The sequence below is a fragment of the Flavobacterium chungangense LMG 26729 genome (genome assembly GCF_000735715.2).
Taxonomy (GTDB): domain Bacteria; phylum Bacteroidota; class Bacteroidia; order Flavobacteriales; family Flavobacteriaceae; genus Flavobacterium; species Flavobacterium chungangense.
The window spans coordinates 14,375-38,296 of record NZ_JASY01000008.1; the positions used below are offsets into that span (position 1 = coordinate 14,375).

Sequence of the window (23,922 nt, forward strand, 5' to 3'; positions counted from 1 at the left end):
TCTTTTTGGTTTTATTATTAATTATTTAAAGTTAAAAATTAATTCCAACGATTATCATTAAACTGATTTTTTTTCCAGTATAACATCATTAAATAACCTGTTAACGCTCCTCCAAGATGTGCAAAATGCGCGATTCCGGTGCTACCGCTCGCAAAAAAAGAACTTCCTTTTAATCCAAAAAACAAATCAATTGCTAAAATTACCGGAACAAAATACTTTGCTTTAACAGGAACTGGAATAAACATAAATCCAAGTTGGGCATTAGGAAACATAAATGCAAAAGCCGTCATTAAGCCATAGGTAGCACCAGATGCTCCTAAAACAGGTGACTGAACTATTGAACTTGCTTGTACCAAAGAATTAAATTGTTCCTGTGTACAGTTTGCCTTATCCAAAATAGTAGCAATTTGACCCGGTATCATTTTCCCATTTGCATCAAATAAAGACTGATAATCTGCATTTAAAATCAAATGAAGATCAGATTTAGACAAATTTAGATTGGTTACAGCATTTAAAATACTCTGTATCTCTAAATAATTCACTCCTGTATGAAGCAATGCAGCACCTAAACCACAGGAAATATAAAAAAACAAGAATTTTTTCCCTCCCCAAAAATGTTCTAATGCAGATCCAAAACTATACAATGCAAACATATTGAAGAGAATATGTGCAAAATTCGGCCATTGCGCATGCATAAACATGTGGGTAAAAATTTGCCAAATTTCGAAATTATTACTTTCCGGATAAAACAGTGGTAAATATCCATAAGAGACCTCGACCAATTGAGATCCAATAAAAAAAAGAATATTAATAATAATCAGTTGTTTTACAACTGGAGTCATATTCATCATAAGGCAAACTTTTTATCTATATCTTCCACACGCATGGTGATGAAAGTAGGTTTTTGAAAAGGTGAAATATTAGGATCTTTACAGGCAAATAATCCGTTTACCAAATTATCCTGTTCTTTTTCGGTTAAATAAGATCCGGTTTTAACTGCTAAACTTTTGGCCATTGATTTGGCAATGGTATCATTTTGACTATAACTATTGGCTGGGATTCCGTCTTGTAAATCACTTAATAATTGTTCGATTACTATAGAAACTTCGCTTTCGGTAATATTTACCGGAATTCCTGAAATTACGATATGATCCGTTTGTGCATTCTCAAAAACAAAACCTGTTGTTTCTAATGAAGGCTTTAACTCTTCAATCAATGTCATTTCATCTGAAGAATAAAACAAATTCAAAGGAAACAACAATTGCTGACTTGAAGCCTGATTTACTGTCATATTCAGTAAAAACTGTTCGTACAAAATACGCTGATGAGCGCGTTGCTGATCCACAATTACCATTCCTGATTTTATTGGCGAAACAATATATTTTTTATGTATCTGATATGTTTTTTGACTTGCCTGCTCTATTTCATCATCATTAAACAATGACGATGTTACTTCCTCATTTTCGAATGTAAAAGGCGAACTCTCAATACTTTCTACATTATCTAAATCCAACCCAACATATAAACTTTCCCAGCTTGCTGTTGGTTCTACTCTTTTAGAATATCCGGAGTATGAGTTTGACCCTGAACTAAAACCTGAACCCGAACCAGATCCTGAACCAGCTTTTGAATAATGCTGATTTGTTTTATCATCTGTAAAAGGATTAAAAGTTCCATCAACCTGAATCGTTGGTGTTTCTGCTTCCAAATCTTTATAATAGTATGGTGTGTCTAAATTCGAATCCCTGTCAAAATCTAAAACAGGGGCAACATTAAATTGTCCAAGACTATGTTTAATTGAGGCCCTTAAAATAGCATACAAAGCCTGTTCATCATCAAACTTAATTTCAGTTTTTGTTGGATGAATATTGATATCAATCGTATTTGGCGGAACTTGCAGATACAGAAAATAACTTGGCTGCGAACCATCTTTCAAAAGTCCGTCGTAGGCTGCCATAACCGCATGGTGCAAATAGCCACTTTTTATGAAACGATCGTTTACAAAAAAGAACTGCTCACCCCTGCTTTTCTTAGCAAATTCAGGTTTACAAACAAATCCCTGAACGTTTATAATTTCAGTATCTTCATTTACGGGAACTAACTTTTCATTGGTTTTCCCGGACATTATTCCAACAATACGCTGACGATAACCCGCAGCCGGCAAATTGTACATTTCGCTTCCGTTATGATAAAAAGTAAAATGAATATTGGGATGCGCTAAAGCAACACGTTGAAACTCGTCCATAACATGACGAAACTCAACTGTATCCGACTTTAAGAAATTACGTCTGGCAGGAATATTAAAAAATAGATTCTTAACCGCAAAAGAAGTTCCTTTTGGCAAAACTGCTACTTCCTGCGAAATAAACTTGCTTCCTTCAATAACTATGTGTGTACCTAGTTCCTCCTGATCTTGCTTTGTTTTCATTTCCATATGCGCAATTGCAGCAATAGAGGCCAAAGCTTCACCTCGAAAACCTTTAGTGCATAACGAAAACAAATCTTCGGCCTGACGGATTTTTGAGGTTGCATGACGCTCAAAACACAAACGAGCATCTGTAACACTCATACCCTTACCATTATCAATAACCTGAACTAATGACTTTCCGGCATCTTTGATAATAAGTTTAATGTCGGTTGCATCAGCATCAACAGCATTCTCCAACAATTCTTTTACGACTGAAGCAGGTCTTTGAACCACCTCTCCGGCAGCAATTTGATTAGCAACATGATCAGGAAGCAATTGAATAATACTTGACATTAAAATTTAAGATTGTAGATTAACGATTTAAGAATTTTGATTTAAAATCTAAACCAAGGTGTACAAATTTAAGAATTTTCTCTTGGCTTTTGGAATATGTGATGTCATAAAAAAAACAAAAAACCTATACTATTTGACACAGTATAGGTTTTAGTACTTTTAAAACAATTGTGTTTATTCGTTTTCTATTTTGATTGGAGTTTCTTCAATTTGAATTGCACCTGAAGACAATAAAGGCTGATTAAACGGATGTGAAATTGAAGCCTGCTGACGAATGTACGCCATTTTTATTGCTGCAATAGCAGCTTCTGTCCCTTTGTTTCCGTGAATCCCTCCACTTCTATCGATTGATTGTTGCATTGTATTGTCTGTCAAAACACAAAAAATAACCGGAATATCTGTTTGAACATTCAAGTCTTTGATTCCTTGTGTAACACCTTCGCATACAAAATCAAAATGTTTGGTTTCTCCCTGGATAACACAACCAATTACAATAACTGCATCAACATTTTGTGTTTGCAGCATTTTTTTTGCACCATAAATCAGTTCAAAACTTCCGGGAACATTCCAGCGGATAATTTGCTGTGCAGGAACCTCGCAATCTGTTAATGCTTCAAAAGCACCATTGTAAAGTCCTTCTGTTATAGTGTCGTTCCACTCAGAAACAACAATCCCAAATCGAAAGTCTTTCGCATTTGGGATCGTGTTTTTATCGTATTCTGATAAATTTTTATTTTCAGTAGCCATCTTTTATATTTAAGATTTTAGATTTTCAATTTAGATTGTAAAAATACAAATCTAAAAACTAAATCTGAACTCAAAAAATAAAATTATTGCGCTAATCCAATCAATACATCAACAGAAGCAGCTTCCGGAGTTGCATCAAAGTTTTCTTTAATATCTGTAAAGTATTTCAAAGCGTCTTCTTTTTGACCTAAAGCCAAAGCTGTTTTTCCGGCTTTCAACAAGAAACGAGGTGTTGTAAAATCGTTCTTATTCGATTCTGCAGCTTTTACATAATAATCAAGAGCTTCTTTTTGTTGATTTTTTTGAGAATAAGCATCTCCAATTCCTCCAATTGCTAAAGCATTAACGATAGCCTCATCTGATTTGAATTCTCCTAAATATTTAATTGCATCATCAAATTTACCGATATTCAAAGAAGCCATACCCGCATAATAGTTTGCTAAGTTACCAGCATCTGTTCCAGAATATTCGTCAGCAATTTTAATAAATCCGAATTTACCTTCAGAACCATTTAAAGCTAATTTATACAATGAATCGCTTGCTACTCCTTCTGTTGCTTTTTTATAATTTTCCTGAGCAACAAACATTTCATTTGCCGCTTCATCTTGTTTAGGAGCTTCAATAAATTTTTGGTAAGCTAAATATCCAATTGTTACTACAGCAATACCGGCAACCAAACCAATAATGATTTTTTGATTTTTAGCCACCCAGTCCTCAGTTCTTGAAGCAGTTTCATCTAACTTTGAGAAAACACCGGCAGTTGTACTATCTTTTTCGTCAATAATTACCTCTTGTTCTTCATTAACTTCTTTTACTTCCTTCTCTTTTGGTGTCTTATATCCTCTTTTATTGTAAGTTGCCATTTAAAATTAATTTAGTGAACGGCAAAAATAAAATTTTTATTGAAATTGACGTCAAAAAAATCAATTTTATCACTATTTTAAAAAAAATAATTTCAACAATCATAACTCCTTTTAGTTCAGTTATAAAATAAATCATTCGAAAAAGCCTCAAAAGCCTTTTATATCGATAATTTTCGATAATTTGCACCCTCGAATTCTTGGCTTTCCAAAACACCAAAATTCACCTTTAGAGTTCCTTAAAATGCATTTAAACAAAATTTCTCTATTCAATTATAAAAATTTCTCCGAAGTTAGTTTTGATTTCGACCACAAGATCAATTGTTTTGTTGGCAAAAACGGAATTGGCAAAACCAATGTACTCGATGCTATTTATCATTTGGCTTACGGAAAAAGCTATTTTAATCCGTTGGCTGTGCAAAACATCAAACATGGAGAAGAGTTTTTTGTGATTGATGCCGAATTAGAAAAAAATGACAGGACGGAGCAAATTGTCTGCAGTTTAAAAAAAGGGCAAAAAAAGGTTTTAAAAAGAAACGGCAAGGCTTATGATAAATTTTCGGACCACATTGGATTCATTCCGCTTGTGATTATTTCTCCGGCAGATCGTGATTTAATTGTAGAAGGCAGCGAAACACGACGTAAATTTATGGATAGTGTGATTTCGCAATTAGATTCTAATTATCTGCATCAGCTTATTCAGTATCAAAAAATAATTGTTCAGCGTAATGCTTTACTGAAATATTTTGCACTGAATCATGTTTTTGATAATGACACCTTATCTATATATAATGAACAACTGAATAGTTTTGGACAGTCTATTTTTGAAAAACGAAAAGATTTTCTGGAACAATTTATACCTATATTTAATACACACCATCAAGCTATAACAGGATCCGAAGAATCAGTTCAATTGGTTTATGAAAGTCATTTGTTTGATAAAGATCTCCTGATTCTTTTACAGGAAAATATCAATAAGGATCGTGCGCTGCACTACACAAGTGTTGGTATCCACAAAGATGATTTATCATTTGAAATCGATTCATATCCAATAAAAAAATTCGGGTCACAAGGCCAGCAAAAATCATTTTTGATTGCTTTAAAACTGGCACAATTCGAGTTTCTTAAAAAACAAAGCGGCGTAAAACCATTGTTACTTTTTGATGATATTTTTGATAAATTAGATGAAAGCCGTGTCGCTAAAATAATAGAAATGGTTAACAGCGAAACTTTTGGCCAGCTTTTTATTTCAGATACACATCCGGAACGTACCGAAAAAATTGTCAAATCGACACATCAGAGTTATAAAATATTTAATTTGTAATTTTATAAAGAATTCAAAAGTTAAAAAAAACAACTGCAATAAAAAATCGATTATGCTTACAAAAGAATCATTGCAATTTTTAGACGATTTAAAAAAGAACAATAACAGAGACTGGTTTCAGGACAATAAAAAAAGGTACGAAGTATTCAAAAAAGATTATCATCAACTGGTAAGTGATTTCCTTGATGTAATGAAACCCCTTGATCCCTCACTGGAATTATTAGAAGTCAAGAATTGTACTTTTAGGATTAATCGTGATATTCGATTCTCAAAAGACAAATCACCTTACAAAGCACATTTAGGCGTTTGGATGTCTGCAGGAGCTAAAGGTGCGAATCGTGCAGGATATTATGTTCATATTGAAAAAGGCGCCAGCTTTATCGCAGGAGGATTTTATTCGCCGGAAGCCGAGGATTTAAAAAAAGTCCGTAAAGAAATTGCATTTTTTCACGATGATCTGGAAGCTATTTTAGCTAATAAAAATTTCAAAAAAGAATTTGGAAATTTAGATATAAACGAAAATAATTCTCTTAAAAGCATGCCTCGTGGTTACGAAAAAGACCATCCGGCAATTGCCTTTTTAAGATTAAAAAGTTTTACTGCTACTCAAAAATATGACATTTCTGAAGTCACCAAAAAAGATTTTGTTGGCAAAATGAGTCAGAAACTAATCGCACTAAAACCTTTAAATGAATTCATTAATCGTGCTTTAGAAACAGAGGAATTTTAAGTTTATCGAATGAAAAAAAGGAAAATACTTTTTCTGGGAGAATCCTATCGTGCCGATGCTATAACGTGGATGAAAGGCTTGAAAGAATTTGGCGATTTCGAAATCTGCACCTGGGAACTTCAAACACCAAACAATTCAAAACTGAATCGGTTCAAACGCCTTTTAGAATATATCTTTTCTCCTGTTTCGATTAGAAAAACAATCCGTCAGCAAAAACCAGACATGATTATTGCAGAAAGAACAACCAGTTATGGTTTTCTTGCTGCAATTTCCGGAATGCATCCAATTGCAATTGCTCAGCAAGGCCGAACTGATTTATGGCCTGAAACTTCTGTTTTATATCCCTTAAAAAAATTAATTCAAAAATATGCTTTCAAAAAAGCCGATTTAATTCACGCCTGGGGACCTGTAATGACTATTTCGATGAGAGAAATTGGCGTGGATATGAATAAAGTCCTGGTTCTTCCAAAAGGAATTGATTTATCTATTTTTACTCCGTCAACCCATAATCCAAAAAGAATTGAAGCAATTGTAACACGTTCTCTCCAGCCAGAATACCGACACGATTCTATTCTAAAAGCTTTTGGAATTTTAAACCAAAAAGGAATTGATTTTTCGTTAACCATCGTTGGCAATGGAACCCGATTGCAGTTTTTGAGAGATCTGGCAAAAGAATTGCAAATCGAAAACAAAGTAATCTTTACAGGAAGAATTCCGAATACAGAACTTCCTAACTTACTACAGCAATCAAATATTTATATCAGCATGCCCATTACCGAAGGTGTTTCAGCCTCTTTATTTGAAGCTATGGCCTGTAATTGTTATCCCGTAGTTTCTGATATTCCGGGAAATCAAAGCTGGATTAAACATCGTAAAAATGGACAGTTGATTGAAATTGACAACATCGAAATGCTGGCCGAAGAACTTATTTGGACTATAGAAAATGTCGAATCCCGAAATATAGCTATTCTTCAAAATAGAAACTTTGTAGAAAATAATGCTAATTATGACATTAATATGAAAGCCATAGCAGAGAAGTATCATGCCTTATTGAATTTAAATAAATAATTGCAACATTTTTATCGGTTGAGCGTTAAGTACTATTTTGACATTTATTACAGAAACAGAATTTAGCTCCAATTAATACACCTCAAATATATTTCGCCAACTTCATAAAAACAGATTCGTATCGAATAGCTGACTTTTTAATTGCATCAGTACCAGCAATCTATACCAATTAACGAGGCGTGAAAAATCTGATAAATTAACCAAAAAGACTGAAAAAAGCAATAATATTACACATTAAAACCAACTATAATAAATTACAATCATTACATTTGAAATCAATTATGCCCAAATACGGGATTTACAAAAGCATTATATTTATGGAAATCCAATCCAATTTTTCTTTAAAAAATTACAATACTTTTGGTATAGAAGCCAAAGCGAAAAAATTTGTTGCCGTACATTCAGTTGATGAATTGAAAACTATTTTGAAGGAAAATAAAAACGAGAAAAAATTCATCTTAGGCGGAGGAAGCAATATGCTTTTAACGCAAGATATTGACGCTTTGGTGATTCATATTGATTTGAAAGGTAAAAGAATAATCAAAGAAGATGATGATTTCGTTTGGGTCGAAAGTCAGGCCGGAGAGACATGGCACGATTTCGTACTTTATACAATAGACAATAATTTTGGAGGACTGGAAAACATGTCCCTGATTCCTGGAAATGTTGGAACAACACCTGTTCAGAATATTGGTGCATACGGAACCGAAATAAAAGACACCTTTGTTTCCTGCGAGGCAATAAATATTGAATCTCAGGAAATGAAGACCTTCACAAATACCGAATGTAATTTTGGATATCGTGAAAGTATTTTTAAAAACGAAGTAAAAGATCAATACATTATTACATCTGTAATTTACAAATTGACAAAACGCAATCATAAAATCAATACTTCATATGGCGATATTACTACAGAATTAGCCAAGAACAACATTACTGTGCCGACCTTAAAAGATGTCAGTAACGCCGTTATCGCTATCAGACAAAGCAAGTTACCTGATCCTAAAGAATTAGGAAACAGCGGCAGTTTTTTTAAAAATCCAATTTTATTAAAATCTCATTTCGAAAAAATTCATAAAAAGTTCCCTGAAATGAAATACTATGAAGTTTCTGAAACCGAAGTAAAAGTTCCGGCGGGATGGTTAATCGAACAGGCAGGTTTTAAAGGAAAACGCTTTGGCGATGCCGGAGTTCATAAAAATCAGGCTTTGGTTCTGGTAAATTACGGAAATGCAACCGGGCAGGAAATTCTGGCGGTTTCCAGAGATGTTCAAAAAACAGTTTTTGAAATTTTTGGCATTCAAATCGAAGCGGAAGTAAATGTTATTTAAACTAGATTTTTTTACCTATTTAACTCCTAAATGAAAAAACTAAATATTAGAGTAATTTTATTTCAGTTGATCGGAATAATTTTCTTAATTCATGGTATGCTGCAATTAAGATTTTATACTGTTGCAGAAAAATTCATTTGTGCTACAAATCATTTTCAGGATCAAAAATCGGAATGCTGGAATAGATTATTTCCAACCACTGAAGATATTTCCAGTTTTTGGCCTAGTATTTATATCTGGATATTCTTAGGCTTATCAGCTGGAGTCATTCTAATTTCTTTTTTGAATTGGAAGTATAAATTTTCATCTCTAAATACAATTTTAGTCTCAATAGTAATGTACATTATTATAAGACTTAAATTCTTCAGAAAAGGAGTATTCTCGAGACTATTCGATTTTTTTGCTTCATCAATTACTGATGATTTTGCCTTACGATTTATCATTGGAGGAATTACTTTTACTGCCTTTGGAATTATCGTTTTATGGCTAAGTGTTAATCCAAAATTGTTTAATTTTAGAAAAACTTAGTTTCAAGCCTTTTTTCAATCAAAGCATATGTGAACGATTTATAAGTTTTAGCAAGACAAAAAAACACTTAAAACATTCCTAAATGTATACACCTGACTTATATAAAAATGAAGATCCGGAATCGATCAGAACTTTTTTAAAAGAAAATAGTTTTGGAATTTTAATTAATCAGACTAATGGCAAATTATGTGCGACCCATATTCCGATTGAACTTGAAGTGAATGCTGACGGAAAAGAAATCCTTCAGGGACATATTTCAAAACTAAATCAGCAGGCTGAAGGTTTTACTGAAAATGATCAAGTTTTAGCAGTATTTACCGGCCCACATTCGTATATTTCTTCTTCGTGGTATGATCATGAAAATGTGCCGACATGGAATTACATAGCCGTACATGTTTACGGACGAATTAAAATTGTAGACGAAGCTGCTTCAATAGAACAACTTAAAAAATTAGTTGATAAATATGAGGCCAACTCAGAAAACCCTGTTATTGTAGAAAACTTATCTGCAAAAACAATGCGCGAAGCTAAAGGTATTTTTGGTTTTGAGATAGAAATTGATGAAATTCAGGCCACTAAAAAACTATCACAAAATCGTGATGACCACAATTATAAAAATATAATTTCAGAGTTAAAAAAAACCGAAAACCCTCAGGCTATTGCCGTTGCAAAAGAAATGTCGAAATGCAGAAAGTAAATCGGTTTTAATCATTGAAAATTACGAATTCATAAGTACATTTGCACTCGCAAGATTCAAAAATTAAAAGACATTAAAACAGATGCTTATACTTTTACTTTACTTCTTTATTGCTGTTGTATTCATACAAATTTTTTATTACTTAGGGATTTTTGGAAAGTTCGCTTTTGGAAAACCTCAAAGCATTACACCAAAAAAACTTCCGGTTTCTGTAATTGTCTGTGCAAAAAACGAAGAAGAAAATGTAAAAAAATACATTCCACTATTGGCGGAGCAAAATTACCCTGATTTCGAAATTGTTTTAATTGACGATGCATCTAGTGATGAAACGTTAGAAGTTTTTGAGGAATTTGAAAAACAATATTCAAACATCCGATTAGTAAAAGTAAAAAACAACGAAGCTTTTTGGGGGAATAAAAAATACGCTTTAACTTTAGGTATCAAAGCTTCTTCAAAAGATTATTTACTATTTACCGATGCAGATTGCTATCCAGTCTCAAAAGAATGGATTACTGTCATGACTTCACAATTTACCATGAATAAAACTATTGTATTAGGATATGGAGGTTATGAAAAAACGGAACGTTCTTTATTAAATAAAATTATCCGTTTTGAAACAGTTCTTACAGCGTTACAATATTTTTCATGGGCAAAAACAGGGCTTCCTTACATGGGAGTCGGGAGAAATCTGGCTTACAAAAAAGAAGAGTTTTTTAATGTAAACGGTTTTATTGAACACATTCAGGTTCGTTCAGGCGATGATGATTTATTTGTAAACCAGGCAGCAAACAAAGCAAACACTACAATTGCATATACACCTGAAAGTTTTACTTATTCAAAACCAAAAAAAACCTACAAAGAGTGGTTTACACAAAAAAGAAGACACGTAGCTACTGCAAATTATTATAAATTTTTCGACAAAATTCAATTAGGTCTTTTTTACAGCTCACAATTATTATTCTTTTTATTAGTTATACTTTTACTAGCTTTTCAATTTCAATGGATCGCAGTCCTGGCATTATTGGCAACCCGCTATACGATTGTATGGATTGTATTCGGATTTTCTGCAGGAAAATTAAAAGAAAATGATCTTAAAGTTTGGTTTCCTATTATTGAAATCGTGCTTGTAATTATTCAAATTAATATATTTATAACTAATATTTTTTCAAAACCAGCAAATTGGAAATAAATTCTAAAATAGAAAAAGCAAAAGAAGGCGATCAAATCGCCTTTACTTTTTTATTAGATTTTTACTGGAATGAAGTGTACGGATTTATGTTGAAACGTACCGAAAATGAGACTATAGCTGAAGATATTACTATTGAAACTTTCTCAAAAGCTTTCGATAAGATTGCAACTTACAACCCGGATTTTCAATTCAACACCTGGTTAATCAGTATTGCAAAAAACGTTTACATTGATTTACTGCGTAAAAAGAAAACGAATCTTTTTATAGAAATCACAGACAATGAAGATCAACAGGCCTACAATATTGCCGACCCTACTCCTTCTGCAGAAGACGCACTGATTAAAGAGCAAAATTTATCCCGCTTGCTTTTATGCATCAAAGAATTAAAACCACATTATCAGGAAGTCATTCAGTTGCGCTATTTTCAGGAAATGACTTATCAGGAAATTGCACTCAAAATTAATGAGCCCTTAAGTAATGTAAAAGTAAAATTACTTCGTGCTAAAAAATTATTAGCAGAAATTATCGAACGAAATAGATAATTTACTATCTTTAATTAAAGAATAAGATATCAGCATATTTATTCTTAAAAAATCAAATATTTCACACACAAAAAGTTCTTTGTTTTCGTTATTAGTTAAACTATAAACCTTGTCATGCTTATGATTTAATGTTACTTAACCTTTTAAATCTAATTACTATGTCTAAATTAAGCCTTTACGAAACCAAATGGACTGATCTTGTTTTCGAAAACAGAAACAAAGAGTACGGCGCGTACCAATTACGTCAGGAGAATACCAAAACAACTGTCTCAGCACTATTTATGGCGTTACTGTTAATAGCAGCTTTAGGAAGTCTGTCGATGCTGATTGGCAAAGTTTCAACAACTTCTGCTATCACTGAAAGCATTCCTACGTTGGACGATGTAATAACACCTGTTGATTTAGATCGGATAGTACGACCGGAAACTGAAGAAGCTGTTGCACCGCCAGCACAGCAACAACAAGCCGTTACCCAAGTAACACAATCCAGTCAATTAGTAAACCCTGTTGTCGCTGTAGCTCAGGATGCTATACAAGACATTGCAACAAACAAAGACAATGCTCCAGTAGTAGATAATACTTCCATCGGAACTGGAACTGCTGTCAATGTATTGCCAACAACAGGCGGTAATGGAACGGGAGGAGAAGCAACTAAAACAACAGGCGACGGAAATACGGTTGTAAGCACAGCCATATTAGACAAAATGCCGGAATTCCCGGGCGGAATGGCTAAGTTCTACACTTATGTTGGAAACAACTTTAACAAACCTGAACTGGACGCTGAAAGAACATTGCGAGTATATGTTTCTTTTGTTATCGAAAAAGACGGCTCAATGACTGATATTACAGTAAAAAACGATCCTGGTTACGGATTAGGAAAAGAAGCTATACGTGTTCTAAAATCATTAAGAACAAAATGGACTCCGGGAATATTAGAAGGAAAACCGGTGCGAACCGCTTATAATCTTCCGATAATAATAAAAACGGAAATGGAACAATAACAATACAAAAAGCAGAATTTAGGTTCTGCTTTTTTTTTGATCAAAAATGTATATTTACACAAAAATCAATTTATTCAAAAACACATTTTAATGCCTTTCACTTTTTCTCATCCTGCAATAGTTTTACCATTAAAATATTTTCCAAAAAAATGGTTTTCATTAACAGGATTAGTTATTGGCAGTATGGTTCCGGATTTCGAATATTTTATCAGAATGAAAGTAAAAAGTATTTACAGTCACACGATTGATGGAATATTCTGGTTCGATTTACCTCTCGCTCTTCTGTTGGCTTTTCTTTTTCACAACATAGTAAAAAAGTATTTATTCCAAAATTTACCTAAGAGTTTTCAAATAAGGCTTTCAATCTTCAACGATTTTAACTGGAATAATTATTTTAAAAACAACTGGTTTATTATAATTATTTCAATTTTAACAGGAACTGCATCGCATCTTTTCTGGGACAGCTTTACTCACGATCATGGATATTTTGTCAATCGTATTTCCTGGCTGCAAAAAACTTTTTCCTTTTTTGATATAAAAATCCCAGCATTAAAAATTGCACAGCACTCAAGCACAATTATAGGAGGAACAGTTATTCTTTATACCTTTTTTAAACTCCCGAAAGGTTCTACTCCAATTTTCTCAATAAATAAAATTTACTGGATTTTATTATTGCTTATATCTTCTATAATTTTATTTTTTCGATTTACAACAGAACTAAGGGCTAAAGAATACGGAAACATTATTGTTTCTATTATTTCATCGATAATGATTGCATTAGTTTTAACCCCTATTTATTATATTTTAGCAAATTTTCAAAAAACTAGAAAATTCAATTAATTTTGTAAAAGCTTAAAAAGAGAAATCAATCAAATTAAAACTAAAAAATGGGAATATTTTCAGCTATTCTTGGCAACGCCGGTTCAGTAAGCCAGGAGGATTTAATTAAAAAATACGGACAGCTTTTAACCGATAACGAAGAAATCGAAATGGGTTTTAAATTAATCCGGGACACTTTTGTCTTCACTAATAAAAGATTAATTTTAGTTGATGTACAAGGAATTACAGGAAGCAAGACCGAATACAAGTCAATTTCATACAAAAGCATTACACGATTCAGCGTAGAAACTGCCGGAACGTTCGAACTTGATGCCGAATTAAAAATCTGGGTTTCAAGCGAATTACAGCCTAGTATTATAAAACAATTTAATAAATCAGTAAATGTTTATGATGTGCAAAAAGTATTGGCACATCATGTTTTAGGATAAAACAACAAACCCGACAATATTAAACTTGTCGGGTTTTCTGTTTTTCAGACTTCTTATTTCTTTTTAGTTGTCTTTTTCTTTGTTGTTGCTTTTTTAGCAGGTGCCGGTGCGGTATTTACAATTTTTTGCTGCACATACGCTTTATACAAACCATCTTTCTCTGCTCTCTTTTTAGCATCTTCAGCTCTTTGTTTTGAATCCGGATGCGAACTCATCATCTGATCTAAAAAAGAAGACTGAGTTCCTTCGCTCATTTTGGCTAATATCCTGAATGCAGATTCTTCGGCATTAACATTATAACCATTCTTTTTCATAAAATTATAAGCAAATAAATCAGCTTCAGCTTCTTGTTTACGACTATGCTTGCTATCAATCATAGCGCTTCCAATTTTTCCTAACTGACTATCTGTAAGACTTGTAATAGTTGCAGATTGCGAAGAAACGCCATCTAACAAAGCTTCTTTTTGATAAGCAGCACGCATAGCATCTCTTGAATCATTATTAGCTACGTGACCAATTTCATGGCCAATCACAGCCAATAATTCGTTATCATCCATAATATCCATTAATCCTGAATAGACTCTTACACTTCCATCTGCTGTTGCAAATGCGTTTACTTCTTTTATTTTATACACTTTATAATTTAAAGTATAACCTTCACCAGAAGTGTGCTTACCAAAAACCCTGTTTAATCTTAAGGTGTAAGGATCAGTAGGACCTGCAACTTCGTGTTCTGCGTCTAATTTAGCTACAGCTTCTTTAGATAATTTAGCTGCATCTTCGTTTGTAAGAGTAAAACTAGCCACCCCTTTTTGAACTGCTCCTATAGCTTTTTCACCAAAATTAATTTGTGCCTGTACTTTTGTAAAGCCCAAAGAAGCCAATAGAATTCCTAAAACTATAAATTTATTTTTCATCTTTTTTAATTTAATTACAGAACAAATATACTTAGAACTAAAAATATAAAACGATTTATATTTATTTCTTTTAACCGTTAAAGAACCATAAATTCTCTACATTATTAAAATTAGTATCTAATTTATTATATAAAATTAACAAATTATCGATAATTAACAAATAAACTCGACAAGATAACAATTAGACACATCTCTAACTTATACAACTTTGCGTATATTTGTAGTTCAATTTTAATGTATGGAAACTGTAGTAGAAAATATCCCTACCGGAAAACCAAAATGGTTAAAAGTAAAACTTCCAATTGGTCAAAAATATACTGAACTTCGTGGTCTGGTAGACAAATATAGCTTAAATACCATCTGTACTTCAGGAAGTTGCCCAAATATGGGTGAATGTTGGGGAGAAGGAACTGCAACTTTTATGATTTTAGGTAATGTATGTACCCGCTCTTGTGGTTTTTGTGGTGTAAAAACCGGAAGACCAGAAACAGTAGATTGGGACGAACCAGAAAAAGTAGCACGTTCTATCAAAATAATGAACATCAAACATGCTGTAATTACAAGTGTAGACAGAGATGATTTGAAAGATGGCGGTTCTATTATCTGGATTGAAACCGTAAAAGCAATTCGACGTATGAACCCAAATACGACCCTTGAAACTTTAATTCCGGATTTTCAGGGAATTGAAAGAAATCTTGACCGAATTGTAGAAGCAAATCCTGAAGTTGTTTCTCATAATATGGAAACTGTTCGCCGTTTAACCCGTGAAGTACGTATTCAGGCAAAATACGATCGTAGTTTAGAAGTTTTACGTTATTTAAAAGAAAAAGGGATTAACAGAACCAAATCAGGAATTATGTTGGGACTTGGCGAAACTGAAGAAGAAGTTTTTCAAACCATGACTGACTTGCGTAATGCAAACGTTGATGTAGTAACTATTGGTCAATATTTACAGCCCAGCAAAAAACATTTACCTGTAAAAGAGTTTATAACTCCTGAGCAATTTGCCAGATATGAGAAATTCGGACTTGAACTTGGATTCCGCCATGTAGAGAGCGGCCCTCTTGTTCGTTCATCTTATAAAGCACAAAAACATATATTGTAAAAAGTTTATTCGGTTAATCATTAATTGTTTAACCGATTAAACAAACCAACAGAATAAAAAATTGAAAACTAGAATTGCTATAAATGGTTTTGGAAGAATTGGCAGAAATTTATTTCGATTACTTTTAAACCATCCCGAAATTGAAGTGATTGCAATTAATGATATTGCAGACAACAAAACGATGTCACATTTGATAAAATATGACAGTATTCATGGAGTTTTACCTTTTATGGTATCTCATGACGAAAAAAGCATAATAGTTAATGAAAAACATTATATGTTTTTTCATGAAAAAAATATTTCAAATTTAGACTGGAAAAGTCATAATATAGATTTTGTAATTGAATCAACAGGGAAATACAAAACCTACGAAGAGTTAAATGCACATATTGAAGCAGGAGCCAAAAGAGTGATTCTTTCTGCTCCGTCAGAAGTAAACACTATAAAAACTGTTGTTTTAGGAGTAAATGAAGGAATTTTAGACGGAAGCGAAAAAATTGTTTCGAATGCAAGCTGCACGACAAACAATGCTGCTCCGATGATAAAAATAATTGATGAGTTATGCGGAATTGAACAAGCCTATATTACCACTATACATTCCTATACAACCGATCAGAGTTTACATGATCAACCGCATAAAGATTTAAGAAGAGCAAGAGGAGCCAGTCAGTCTATTGTTCCTACGACAACCGGGGCTGCGAAAGCACTAACAAAGATTTTTCCGGGCTTACACCAAAAAATTGGGGGCTGCGGAATTCGTGTTCCGGTTCCTGATGGTTCTTTAACTGATATTACGTTTAATGTAAAACGTGCTGTAACAATAGATGAAATTAACGATGCTTTTGAAAAAGCATCCCAAACATATTTAAAAAACATTTTAGATTACACAGAAGATCCAATCGTATCAGTTGATGTAATAGGCAATACAAATTCATGCTTATTTGATTCTCAACTAACTTCTGTCATCGATAAAATGGTAAAAGTCGTTGGTTGGTATGATAATGAGATAGGCTATTCATCAAGACTTATCGATTTAATTATACTGATGAAAAAAACATAAGATTCCATTATAAAAAGTATTACAGTATGAAATACCTTTTTATTTTTATCAGTTTTTTTTACACCTTTTTGTATTCGCAAACTAAGCCGAATACAGATAGTTCTTCCTATTATAAAAATTTAGCCATCTCCGATAAAAAAGCAGACATCGTTGTACAAAAATCCAATTTCAGGAATTCTTATGAATATCTGAATTTCCAGAAAGCGATGACATTCAAATCACTTAAAAATTACAAATTAGCTTCTAAAACGCTAAAAAAGATAGTTCAACGCCCTGATAATAATAACACTTTAGCTGTCAAATCAGAAGCTTATTATCAACTTGGATTAATTGAAATACAACTAAAAAGAAATGATTCTGCCATTTTTTACTTTAATAATGCTTTAGAGGAAAATTCAAAAACAAAAAATTTAAAACAAAAAGCAAATATTATATTAGCCATAAGCAACTATCACAAAAACAACAAAGAATATGAGCGTGCTTACAATTACCTGAGTGAATATTATCAAATAGAGCATAATATTCTAAAATTAAATGACAGCAAATTCAATTTTGATAAACATAAAAAAATCAATCAAATTCATCTTTTAAATGAAGAAAAAAGAAAAAGTGAAGAAAAGGCGCAGATAAAAACGTATCGATACTCAAAATTGATAAGCATTTTAGCCATTGCGTTAATCTCAATTCTTTCTTTATTGAGTCTGGCTCTATACAAAAACAATGTTATTAGAAATCAGAATAATTTAGTTTTAAGAGAAAAAAACAAAGAACTTATTCTGGCAAAAAATAAAGCTGAAGAAGCTTCAAAAGCGAGAACTGATTTTTTATCAACAGTAAGTCATGAGCTTAGAACACCATTAAATGCAATTAACGGCATCACACATTTGTTACTAGAAGAAAGTCCAAAAGAATCACAATTAAAATATTTAGATTCATTGAAATTCTCCGGAAATTACCTCACTACCTTTATCAATGAAATACTTGAAATAAATAAAATCGATTCAACTAAAATTGAAATAGAAAAAATTTGTTTCGACCTAAAAGCGTTACTTAACAATATTCAAAATTCTTTAAAGGAATTAGCAGCAGCCAACAATAATCATTTTTTACTGGAAATAGACGATGCTATTCCGGATAATTTAATTGGCGATACAACCAAACTTTCTCAAATAATCCTGAATCTAATTAACAATGCCTTAAAATTTACCCAAAACGGCAAAGTAACACTTATCGCAAAATTACATGTTCTGGAAAACGAAAAAGCAACAGTTTATTTTGAAATTACGGATACCGGAATCGGAATTCCTAAAGATAAACAGAAAAAAGTTTTTGAAAGTTTTTCACAAGGTTCTGTAGAGGTTAATCGCAAATATGGCGGAACAGGTTTGGGACTTACAATTGTAAAAAAACTCATCCACCTGTTAGGAGGTAAAATTCACTTAGAAAGTGAAGTAGGGAAAGGTTCTACGTTTAATTTTAAATTAAACTTCGACATCAGTAAAACCCCATCAGAAAAAATTCAGGAGGCAAAATCTTATAATGATAATCAATTAAAAAACAAAATCATTTTATTGATTGAAGACAATAAAATCAATCAGATGATTACCCGTAAAATGCTCGAAAACAAATCCATATGCTGTGAGATACTTGATAATGGAGAAGAAGCAATTGAATTATTAAAAATAAAAACTTTTGATTTAATTTTAATGGATGTCCATTTACCGGGTATAAGCGGCACAACAGCAACCCAGCTTATACGTGAATTTAATAAAACAACACCAATCATCGCCCTTACGGCTATTTCGCTCGATGAAAACAGAGAGCAGCTTTTATCTTTTGGAATGAATGATGTAATTACAAAACCTTTTGTTCCTGATATATTTTACAATACTATTGCTAAGTTTTTTGATTGATTTTTTGATCCAACTAACTTTTTACATACTGCAAAATAGTTGCGTCAAAATTTTGCTTATGATTTATAAAAGTACTTTTTATAGGCAAATAATACAAATTCGAAATTATCTCAGCTTCTTTTAAACGCACATAATCTTTTTCGGTTGTAATGATTTTTTTGTTTTGAGCTTTATTTCGAATTTCATTTAAATCGTTTTCAGAAAAATGATGATGATCAGGAAAAATCAAACATACATCATTTTCATTCTTCAAATAATCAAAAAAAGGTTTCGGTTTTGCAATTCCGGCCAAAAGTACTTTTGGTTCTGATTTTATTTCGTTTACAGCTTTTTTTTCTTCTAGATTATAAATTGCATCGTCATAGTCTATAAAAGTAAAATAGATTTGTTGACCGCAATTTAATTTAAGTTTCGAACGAATTTTGTCTTGTTTTTCATCAGACAAATTCTTCGGGCACTTTGTGACTACAACAATATTAGCTCTATTGGCTCCTCTCCTGCTCTCTCTCAAATTTCCTGTTGGCAGTATAAAATCATCTGCATACAAATCGCCAAAAGCAGTCAGTAAAATATAAAATCCCGCTTTTACTTTTCGGTGCTGATAGGCATCATCCAATAAAATAATTTCCGGTTTTATTTTCTGTGAAAGCAATTGTGTAATTCCGTTGGTTCTATTCGCATCAACCGCAACCTGAATATTTGGAAATTTCTGGAAAAACTGAAAAGGCTCGTCACCTAAAATTTCGGCATTCGAAGTTGAATCTGCCAAAATGAAACCTTCAGATTTACGTTTGTAACCACGACTTAAAGTAGCTACTCTGTAATTATCCGATAACAATCGAATTAAATATTCAATCTGAGGCGTTTTGCCAGTTCCGCCTACACTGAGGTTTCCAACCGCAATAACCGGAATATCAAATGAAGTAGATTTTAAAATTCCTTTATCAAAAAGAAAATTACGAATTAAAGTAATGAATCCGTATAAAATGGCAAATGGGAAAAGTATTTTTCGAAGTAAGTTCATAAAGTTATTTATCTGAATAATGCCCCATTGCGGAAATTACAAAAACGGTTACAATATCCTCCTGCACTTTATATATAATTCTGTCTTTAGAGTTTATTTCTCTCGACCAAAAACCACTTAGTCCGTATTTTAATGCTTCCGGTTTTCCAACACCTTCATAAGGAGTTTCACTAAGTTCTTCTAATATTTGAGTGATTTTTTTAATACTAGCCTGATTACCTGCCTTAAAATGTTTCTTTAAATGTGCTTCAGCTAATTTTTCTATTTTAAGCCCAAACTTCCCCATACATCTTTTGGATCAACATCAGTATAGTCACCTCTTTTCTCTGATTCTAAAACCATTTTTACAAATTCAGGATTATAGGGGCTGTTTTTTTTTATAAGTTTCTTTGAATCTGTTTCTACAATCTCTACTCCATCAGCTCCTTTAACAAAAGCCTCAGACAAAATAGCCATAAAAGCTTTTCCTGCTTTAGTACGTTCGTTAATTTTTATTGTTACTGTAGTCATATCGATTGATTTAGAATCACAAATATACAAAATATGAATTATTAATGTAAATAATATACATTCAGCAAAGGTCAACTTCAAACAAATTCGTTAATTTGTTAATACAAATAATGAAAATTTAAAGATGAAAATCAAAAACATAATAGACGTACTTGAACAAATGGCACCATTGGCTTACGCAGAAGATTTTGACAACGTTGGCCTTTTAGTCGGAAATTCAAAAACTGAAAGTACGGGCGTTTTGGTTTGCCACGATGCATTAGAAAACGTAATCAAAGAAGCCATTGCTAAAAACTGCAATCTGGTGGTTTGTTTTCATCCAATATTATTCTCCGGAATCAAAAAAATCACAGGCAAAAACTATGTCGAACGTGCCATTTTAAAAGCTATCAAAAATGACATCGCCATTTATGCCGTTCACACTGCACTAGACAATCATTCGCAAGGAGTAAACAAAATATTTTGTGATGCTTTAGGCTTAACCCATACAAAGGTTTTGATTCCGAAGCAAAGTTTCATTCAAAAATTAGTTACATACACAACTCCCGATAATTCAGAAAAAGTTAGAAATGCATTGTTTGAGGCAGGTGCGGGTACAATAGGTAATTATGACAACTGCAGTTTTAACTCTGAAGGCTTTTTTACTTTTCAGGGAAATGAAGACAGTAATCCTGTAATTGGCGAAAAAGGAAAACTACATACCGGAACCGAAATAAAAATTGAAGTTGTTTTTGAAAAACATTTGCAATCCGGAATCTTAAAAGCCCTTTTTAAAAATCATATTTACGAAGAAGTCGCTTATGAGATTTATGATTTACAGAATTCGCATCAAAATATCGGGCTTGGGATGATTGGTGAACTGGAAACTGAAATGGATGAAAAAGACTTTTTGTATTTCGTAAAAGATAAAATGATTGCCGATGGAATCCGTCATTCAGCCTTTACAGGAAAAAAAATAAAGAAAGTTGCCGTCTTGGGAGGATCAGGAAGTTTTGCCATTAAAAACGCACTTCAGGCGCGAGCAGATGCTTTTTTGACCGCCGATTTAAAATATCATCAGTTTTATGAAGCCGAAAATCGTTTACTTTTAGCCGATATTGGTCATTTTGAGAGCGAACGGTATACAAAAAATTATATTGTTGATTATCTTAGGAAAAAAATCCTTAATTTTGCAATCATTTTATCAGAAGAAAATACAAATCCAGTTAAGTACTTATAGAATATGGCGAATACGAAAGAATTAAGTGTTGAGGACAAGTTAAGAGCAATATACGATTTACAGCTTATTGACTCCAGAATTGACGAAATCAGAAACGTAAGAGGGGAACTTCCATTAGAGGTTGAAGATTTAGAAGATGAAGTTGCAGGTTTAAGCACTCGTTCAGAAAAACTTAAAAGTGAACTTGAAGTAGTTGAGGATCTTATCAAAACTAAGAAAAACGCTATTGAAGAGCACAAAGAAGTGATCAAAAAATACACAAAACAACAAGAATCAGTTCGCAATAACAGAGAATTTAATTCTTTGACCAAAGAAGTTGAGTTTCAGGAATTAGAAATTCAATTGGCTGAAAAGCAAATCAAAGAAATGAAAGCTTCTATCGAGCATAAGAAAGAAGTTATTTCAAATCTAAAAGAAAAATTAGAAGCTAAAAGCAATCACTTAAAGCATAAAAAATCTGAATTGGATGCAATTATGGCAGAAACTCAAAAAGAAGAAATCTTCTTAACGGAGAAATCTGCTGAGTTTTCTGAGCAAATTGAAGCAAGATTATTAGCTGCTTACAACAGAATAAGAAGCAGCGTTCGTAATGGTTTAGCGGTAGTATCTATTGAAAGAGGTGCTTCTGCAGGATCATTCTTCACTATCCCGCCACAGACTCAGGTTGAAATTGCTTCCAGAAAAAAAATCATCACTGATGAACATTCAGGAAGAATCTTAGTTGACAGCGCACTTGCTGACGAAGAGAGAGAAAAAATGGAACAATTGTTCGCTAAAATCTAAATAAAATTGTCCCGATCAACATCGGGACTTTTTTTTACCATAAAATTATTGGTTTTGGGAATTAAAAAAGGAATTCGTTTTATTACATTAAAATCGGTAGGACAATACATTAACTTCCTAAGTTATGTCCGCCCACAAAAAGCCGTCGAACTTTCATACGCACTTTTCAGCCAGCCACGGGACGGCAGATTACTAAAAGAAAGTTTACCAAAATTTTTAAAAAACACAGAAACAGAAACGTTTCACCATAACGAACATCATTTTCAAACGTATATCTGGAAAGGAAACGAAACCAAAATCTTACTTGTTCATGGCTGGGAGAGTAACTCTTCCCGCTGGAAAAAAACTTTCCCTCATCTTCAAAAATCAGGAAGCACTATTATTGCCATTGATGCACCTGCACACGGACAAAGCAGCGGAAAGGAATTTAACGTTCCGCTTTATGCCGAGTTCATCAATAAGGCAGTAGAAAAATACCATCCGGATATTATAATCGGGCATTCTATTGGCGGTGCGGCCTGTGTTTATCATCAGTATTTATTTCCAAATACCAGTATTAATAAAATGGTAATTTTGGGAGCGCCTTCAGATCTAAAAACGCTGATTGACAATTATGTTTCGATGTTGAGTTTAAATACCAAAATGTTTTCGCTTTTAGAAAATCGTTTTTTAACACATTTCAATTTTAAACTCGAAGATTTCTCCGGACAAAAATTCGCTTCTCAATTTAATATTCCGGGTTTAATCGCTCATGACACAACAGACAAAATTGTTGCTTTTGAAGAAGGAAAAAAAATCGCCAGTAATTGGAAGAACAGTCAGTTTGTCGAAACTAAAGGATTAGGTCACGGAATGCACGATGATGAATTATATCAGAAAGTGATTGAATTTTTATTTTCATCTTAAGTTAAAAATCTAAGTTCTGTTAATATTTTCTAAAAAAATCTAATAGTCCAATAATCTAATAATCTAAGATATCTAAATAATTATGATAGCCGTAATTTTTGAAGTTATTCCGAACGAAGGGAAAAAAGAAGAATATCTTGATATTGCCGCAAGCTTGCATCCTGAATTAGATCATATTAAAGGATTCATATCGATAGAAAGATTCCAGAGTTTTAGCAATCCTGAAAAAGTCTTGTCCTTGTCTTTCTGGAAAGACGAAGAAAGCATTCAGCAATGGAGAAATCTCGAAATGCACCGTCTTGCTCAGTCCAAAGGCAGAAATGAAATTTTTAAAGACTATCATTTAAGAATTGCCTCTGTAGTTCGTGATTATGGGATGTTTGACCGCAAGGAAACTCCAAAAGACAGCTCAGGCTTTCATGATAAATAAAAAGCTTCA

Annotated in this window: 26 protein-coding genes; 18 read left to right on the forward strand and 8 right to left on the reverse strand. The window is 32.7% G+C overall.

The window, feature by feature from the left end; all coding sequences use genetic code 11:
* Positions 1-38 precede the first annotated feature (38 nt).
* The 4 genes from JE46_RS13840 to JE46_RS13855 all read right to left on the reverse strand — a co-directional run bounded on the left by JE46_RS13840 (position 39) and on the right by JE46_RS13855 (position 4,371).
* Positions 39-851, reverse strand: coding sequence for a rhomboid family intramembrane serine protease (locus JE46_RS13840; protein ID WP_031455889.1), 813 nt, complete (start codon positions 849-851; stop codon positions 39-41).
* Positions 848-2,761: a DNA mismatch repair endonuclease MutL gene (gene mutL, locus JE46_RS13845; protein WP_031455890.1), complete on the reverse strand. Its 1,914-nt coding sequence runs from the start codon at positions 2,759-2,761 to the stop codon at positions 848-850. Before mutL ends, JE46_RS13840 begins: the two co-directional genes overlap by 4 nt.
* 174 nt (positions 2,762-2,935) lie before the next feature.
* A complete protein-coding gene (gene ribH / locus JE46_RS13850; RefSeq protein ID WP_031455891.1) occupies positions 2,936-3,508 on the reverse strand; it encodes a 6,7-dimethyl-8-ribityllumazine synthase in 573 nt (190 codons plus the stop codon).
* A gap of 83 nt (positions 3,509-3,591) precedes the next feature.
* Positions 3,592-4,371: a tetratricopeptide repeat protein gene (locus JE46_RS13855; protein ID WP_031455892.1), complete on the reverse strand. Its 780-nt coding sequence runs from the start codon at positions 4,369-4,371 to the stop codon at positions 3,592-3,594.
* Positions 4,372-4,612: 241 nt separating this feature from the next.
* On the opposite strand from JE46_RS13855, the gene recF reads away from it, so the two are divergent.
* From recF to JE46_RS13910, 11 genes are all read left to right on the forward strand, one after another.
* On the forward strand, positions 4,613-5,692 hold the full coding sequence (gene recF, locus JE46_RS13860; protein ID WP_031455893.1) for a DNA replication/repair protein RecF: 1,080 nt from the start codon (positions 4,613-4,615) through the stop codon (positions 5,690-5,692).
* Between the two features lie 52 nt (positions 5,693-5,744).
* Positions 5,745-6,422 (forward strand): DUF2461 domain-containing protein, encoded by a 678-nt coding sequence (locus JE46_RS13865; RefSeq protein ID WP_031455894.1) that lies wholly within the window; start codon positions 5,745-5,747, stop codon positions 6,420-6,422.
* A 9-nt stretch (positions 6,423-6,431) separates the two neighbouring features.
* Entirely contained in the window at positions 6,432-7,490 is a 1,059-nt protein-coding gene (locus JE46_RS13870; RefSeq protein ID WP_031455895.1) for a glycosyltransferase, read from the forward strand.
* 317 nt (positions 7,491-7,807) lie between these two features.
* Positions 7,808-8,821 carry a UDP-N-acetylmuramate dehydrogenase gene (gene murB / locus JE46_RS13875; RefSeq protein WP_031455896.1) on the forward strand — a complete coding sequence of 338 codons (1,014 nt, stop codon included), beginning with the start codon at positions 7,808-7,810 and terminating at the stop codon, positions 8,819-8,821.
* A 30-nt stretch (positions 8,822-8,851) separates the two neighbouring features.
* Positions 8,852-9,349, forward strand: coding sequence for a hypothetical protein (locus JE46_RS13880; protein WP_031455897.1), 498 nt, complete (start codon positions 8,852-8,854; stop codon positions 9,347-9,349).
* Between the two features lie 82 nt (positions 9,350-9,431).
* Positions 9,432-10,046, forward strand: a complete 615-nt coding sequence (locus tag JE46_RS13885) for an FMN-binding negative transcriptional regulator (RefSeq protein ID WP_031455898.1) — start codon at positions 9,432-9,434, stop codon at positions 10,044-10,046.
* A gap of 82 nt (positions 10,047-10,128) precedes the next feature.
* A complete protein-coding gene (locus JE46_RS13890; protein WP_031455899.1) occupies positions 10,129-11,235 on the forward strand; it encodes a glycosyltransferase in 1,107 nt (368 codons plus the stop codon).
* Complete coding sequence (locus JE46_RS13895) at positions 11,226-11,777, forward strand: RNA polymerase sigma factor (protein WP_031455900.1); 552 nt, start codon at positions 11,226-11,228, stop codon at positions 11,775-11,777. Before JE46_RS13890 ends, JE46_RS13895 begins: the two co-directional genes overlap by 10 nt.
* A 158-nt stretch (positions 11,778-11,935) precedes the next feature.
* A complete protein-coding gene (locus JE46_RS13900; protein WP_031455901.1) occupies positions 11,936-12,778 on the forward strand; it encodes an energy transducer TonB in 843 nt (280 codons plus the stop codon).
* 90 nt (positions 12,779-12,868) lie between these two features.
* Positions 12,869-13,618 (forward strand): DUF4184 family protein, encoded by a 750-nt coding sequence (locus tag JE46_RS13905; protein ID WP_035136608.1) that lies wholly within the window; start codon positions 12,869-12,871, stop codon positions 13,616-13,618.
* 47 nt (positions 13,619-13,665) lie between these two features.
* Positions 13,666-14,046 (forward strand): PH domain-containing protein, encoded by a 381-nt coding sequence (locus JE46_RS13910; RefSeq protein WP_031455903.1) that lies wholly within the window; start codon positions 13,666-13,668, stop codon positions 14,044-14,046.
* Positions 14,047-14,099: 53 nt separating this feature from the next.
* Here the strand turns inward: JE46_RS13910 and JE46_RS13915 are convergent, their stop codons facing one another.
* Positions 14,100-14,963 carry a M48 family metalloprotease gene (locus JE46_RS13915; protein WP_031455904.1) on the reverse strand — a complete coding sequence of 288 codons (864 nt, stop codon included), beginning with the start codon at positions 14,961-14,963 and terminating at the stop codon, positions 14,100-14,102.
* A 238-nt stretch (positions 14,964-15,201) separates the two neighbouring features.
* Here JE46_RS13915 and lipA point away from each other — a divergent pair, with 238 nt between their 5' ends.
* From lipA to JE46_RS13930, 3 genes are all read left to right on the forward strand, one after another.
* Positions 15,202-16,068 carry a lipoyl synthase gene (gene lipA / locus JE46_RS13920; protein WP_031455905.1) on the forward strand — a complete coding sequence of 289 codons (867 nt, stop codon included), beginning with the start codon at positions 15,202-15,204 and terminating at the stop codon, positions 16,066-16,068.
* A gap of 61 nt (positions 16,069-16,129) precedes the next feature.
* A complete protein-coding gene (gene gap, locus JE46_RS13925; protein WP_031455906.1) occupies positions 16,130-17,128 on the forward strand; it encodes a type I glyceraldehyde-3-phosphate dehydrogenase in 999 nt (332 codons plus the stop codon).
* A gap of 26 nt (positions 17,129-17,154) precedes the next feature.
* Entirely contained in the window at positions 17,155-19,041 is a 1,887-nt protein-coding gene (locus JE46_RS13930) for an ATP-binding protein (protein WP_031455907.1), read from the forward strand.
* A 13-nt stretch (positions 19,042-19,054) separates the two neighbouring features.
* On the opposite strand, the gene lpxK is transcribed toward JE46_RS13930, so the two are convergent.
* From lpxK to JE46_RS13945, 3 genes are read right to left on the reverse strand one after another with little or no spacing between them, the layout of a single operon-like run.
* The gene (lpxK, locus tag JE46_RS13935; RefSeq protein ID WP_031455908.1) at positions 19,055-20,065 is read right to left on the reverse strand and encodes a tetraacyldisaccharide 4'-kinase; all 1,011 of its coding nucleotides are present in this window, start codon (positions 20,063-20,065) and stop codon (positions 19,055-19,057) included.
* Positions 20,066-20,069: 4 nt separating this feature from the next.
* On the reverse strand, positions 20,070-20,351 hold the full coding sequence (locus JE46_RS13940; protein WP_031455909.1) for a Txe/YoeB family addiction module toxin: 282 nt from the start codon (positions 20,349-20,351) through the stop codon (positions 20,070-20,072).
* Positions 20,327-20,575: a DUF2683 family protein gene (locus JE46_RS13945; protein ID WP_031455910.1), complete on the reverse strand. Its 249-nt coding sequence runs from the start codon at positions 20,573-20,575 to the stop codon at positions 20,327-20,329. The genes JE46_RS13940 and JE46_RS13945 overlap by 25 nt, the downstream gene beginning before the upstream one ends.
* 124 nt (positions 20,576-20,699) lie before the next feature.
* On the opposite strand from JE46_RS13945, the gene JE46_RS13950 reads away from it, so the two are divergent.
* From JE46_RS13950 to JE46_RS13965, 4 genes are all read left to right on the forward strand, one after another.
* The gene (locus tag JE46_RS13950; RefSeq protein ID WP_031455911.1) at positions 20,700-21,794 is read left to right on the forward strand and encodes a Nif3-like dinuclear metal center hexameric protein; all 1,095 of its coding nucleotides are present in this window, start codon (positions 20,700-20,702) and stop codon (positions 21,792-21,794) included.
* Positions 21,795-21,797: 3 nt separating this feature from the next.
* Positions 21,798-22,577 carry a zinc ribbon domain-containing protein gene (locus JE46_RS13955; RefSeq protein ID WP_031455912.1) on the forward strand — a complete coding sequence of 260 codons (780 nt, stop codon included), beginning with the start codon at positions 21,798-21,800 and terminating at the stop codon, positions 22,575-22,577.
* 54 nt (positions 22,578-22,631) lie between these two features.
* Positions 22,632-23,483: an alpha/beta fold hydrolase gene (locus JE46_RS13960; protein WP_031455913.1), complete on the forward strand. Its 852-nt coding sequence runs from the start codon at positions 22,632-22,634 to the stop codon at positions 23,481-23,483.
* Positions 23,484-23,565: 82 nt separating this feature from the next.
* Positions 23,566-23,913 (forward strand): antibiotic biosynthesis monooxygenase family protein, encoded by a 348-nt coding sequence (locus JE46_RS13965; protein ID WP_031455914.1) that lies wholly within the window; start codon positions 23,566-23,568, stop codon positions 23,911-23,913.
* The last annotated feature ends 9 nt before the right edge of the window (positions 23,914-23,922 follow it).

Excerpts from the sequence above, each read along its gene's own strand:
- JE46_RS13840 (WP_031455889.1), bottom strand. The coding sequence starts at position 851 with ATGATGAATATGACTCCAGTTGTAAAACAACTGATTATTATTAATATT.
- mutL (WP_031455890.1), bottom strand. The coding sequence starts at position 2,761 with ATGTCAAGTATTATTCAATTGCTTCCTGATCATGTTGCTAATCAAATT.
- ribH (WP_031455891.1), bottom strand. The coding sequence starts at position 3,508 with ATGGCTACTGAAAATAAAAATTTATCAGAATACGATAAAAACACGATC.
- JE46_RS13855 (WP_031455892.1), bottom strand. The coding sequence starts at position 4,371 with ATGGCAACTTACAATAAAAGAGGATATAAGACACCAAAAGAGAAGGAA.
- recF (WP_031455893.1), top strand. The coding sequence starts at position 4,613 with ATGCATTTAAACAAAATTTCTCTATTCAATTATAAAAATTTCTCCGAA.
- JE46_RS13865 (WP_031455894.1), top strand. The coding sequence starts at position 5,745 with ATGCTTACAAAAGAATCATTGCAATTTTTAGACGATTTAAAAAAGAAC.
- JE46_RS13870 (WP_031455895.1), top strand. The coding sequence starts at position 6,432 with ATGAAAAAAAGGAAAATACTTTTTCTGGGAGAATCCTATCGTGCCGAT.
- murB (WP_031455896.1), top strand. The coding sequence starts at position 7,808 with ATGGAAATCCAATCCAATTTTTCTTTAAAAAATTACAATACTTTTGGT.
- JE46_RS13880 (WP_031455897.1), top strand. The coding sequence starts at position 8,852 with ATGAAAAAACTAAATATTAGAGTAATTTTATTTCAGTTGATCGGAATA.
- JE46_RS13885 (WP_031455898.1), top strand. The coding sequence starts at position 9,432 with ATGTATACACCTGACTTATATAAAAATGAAGATCCGGAATCGATCAGA.
- JE46_RS13890 (WP_031455899.1), top strand. The coding sequence starts at position 10,129 with ATGCTTATACTTTTACTTTACTTCTTTATTGCTGTTGTATTCATACAA.
- JE46_RS13900 (WP_031455901.1), top strand. The coding sequence starts at position 11,936 with ATGTCTAAATTAAGCCTTTACGAAACCAAATGGACTGATCTTGTTTTC.
- JE46_RS13905 (WP_035136608.1), top strand. The coding sequence starts at position 12,869 with ATGCCTTTCACTTTTTCTCATCCTGCAATAGTTTTACCATTAAAATAT.
- JE46_RS13910 (WP_031455903.1), top strand. The coding sequence starts at position 13,666 with ATGGGAATATTTTCAGCTATTCTTGGCAACGCCGGTTCAGTAAGCCAG.
- JE46_RS13915 (WP_031455904.1), bottom strand. The coding sequence starts at position 14,963 with ATGAAAAATAAATTTATAGTTTTAGGAATTCTATTGGCTTCTTTGGGC.
- lipA (WP_031455905.1), top strand. The coding sequence starts at position 15,202 with ATGGAAACTGTAGTAGAAAATATCCCTACCGGAAAACCAAAATGGTTA.
- JE46_RS13930 (WP_031455907.1), top strand. The coding sequence starts at position 17,155 with ATGAAATACCTTTTTATTTTTATCAGTTTTTTTTACACCTTTTTGTAT.
- lpxK (WP_031455908.1), bottom strand. The coding sequence starts at position 20,065 with ATGAACTTACTTCGAAAAATACTTTTCCCATTTGCCATTTTATACGGA.
- JE46_RS13940 (WP_031455909.1), bottom strand. The coding sequence starts at position 20,351 with ATGGGGAAGTTTGGGCTTAAAATAGAAAAATTAGCTGAAGCACATTTA.
- JE46_RS13945 (WP_031455910.1), bottom strand. The coding sequence starts at position 20,575 with ATGACTACAGTAACAATAAAAATTAACGAACGTACTAAAGCAGGAAAA.
- JE46_RS13950 (WP_031455911.1), top strand. The coding sequence starts at position 20,700 with ATGAAAATCAAAAACATAATAGACGTACTTGAACAAATGGCACCATTG.
- JE46_RS13955 (WP_031455912.1), top strand. The coding sequence starts at position 21,798 with ATGGCGAATACGAAAGAATTAAGTGTTGAGGACAAGTTAAGAGCAATA.
- JE46_RS13965 (WP_031455914.1), top strand. The coding sequence starts at position 23,566 with ATGATAGCCGTAATTTTTGAAGTTATTCCGAACGAAGGGAAAAAAGAA.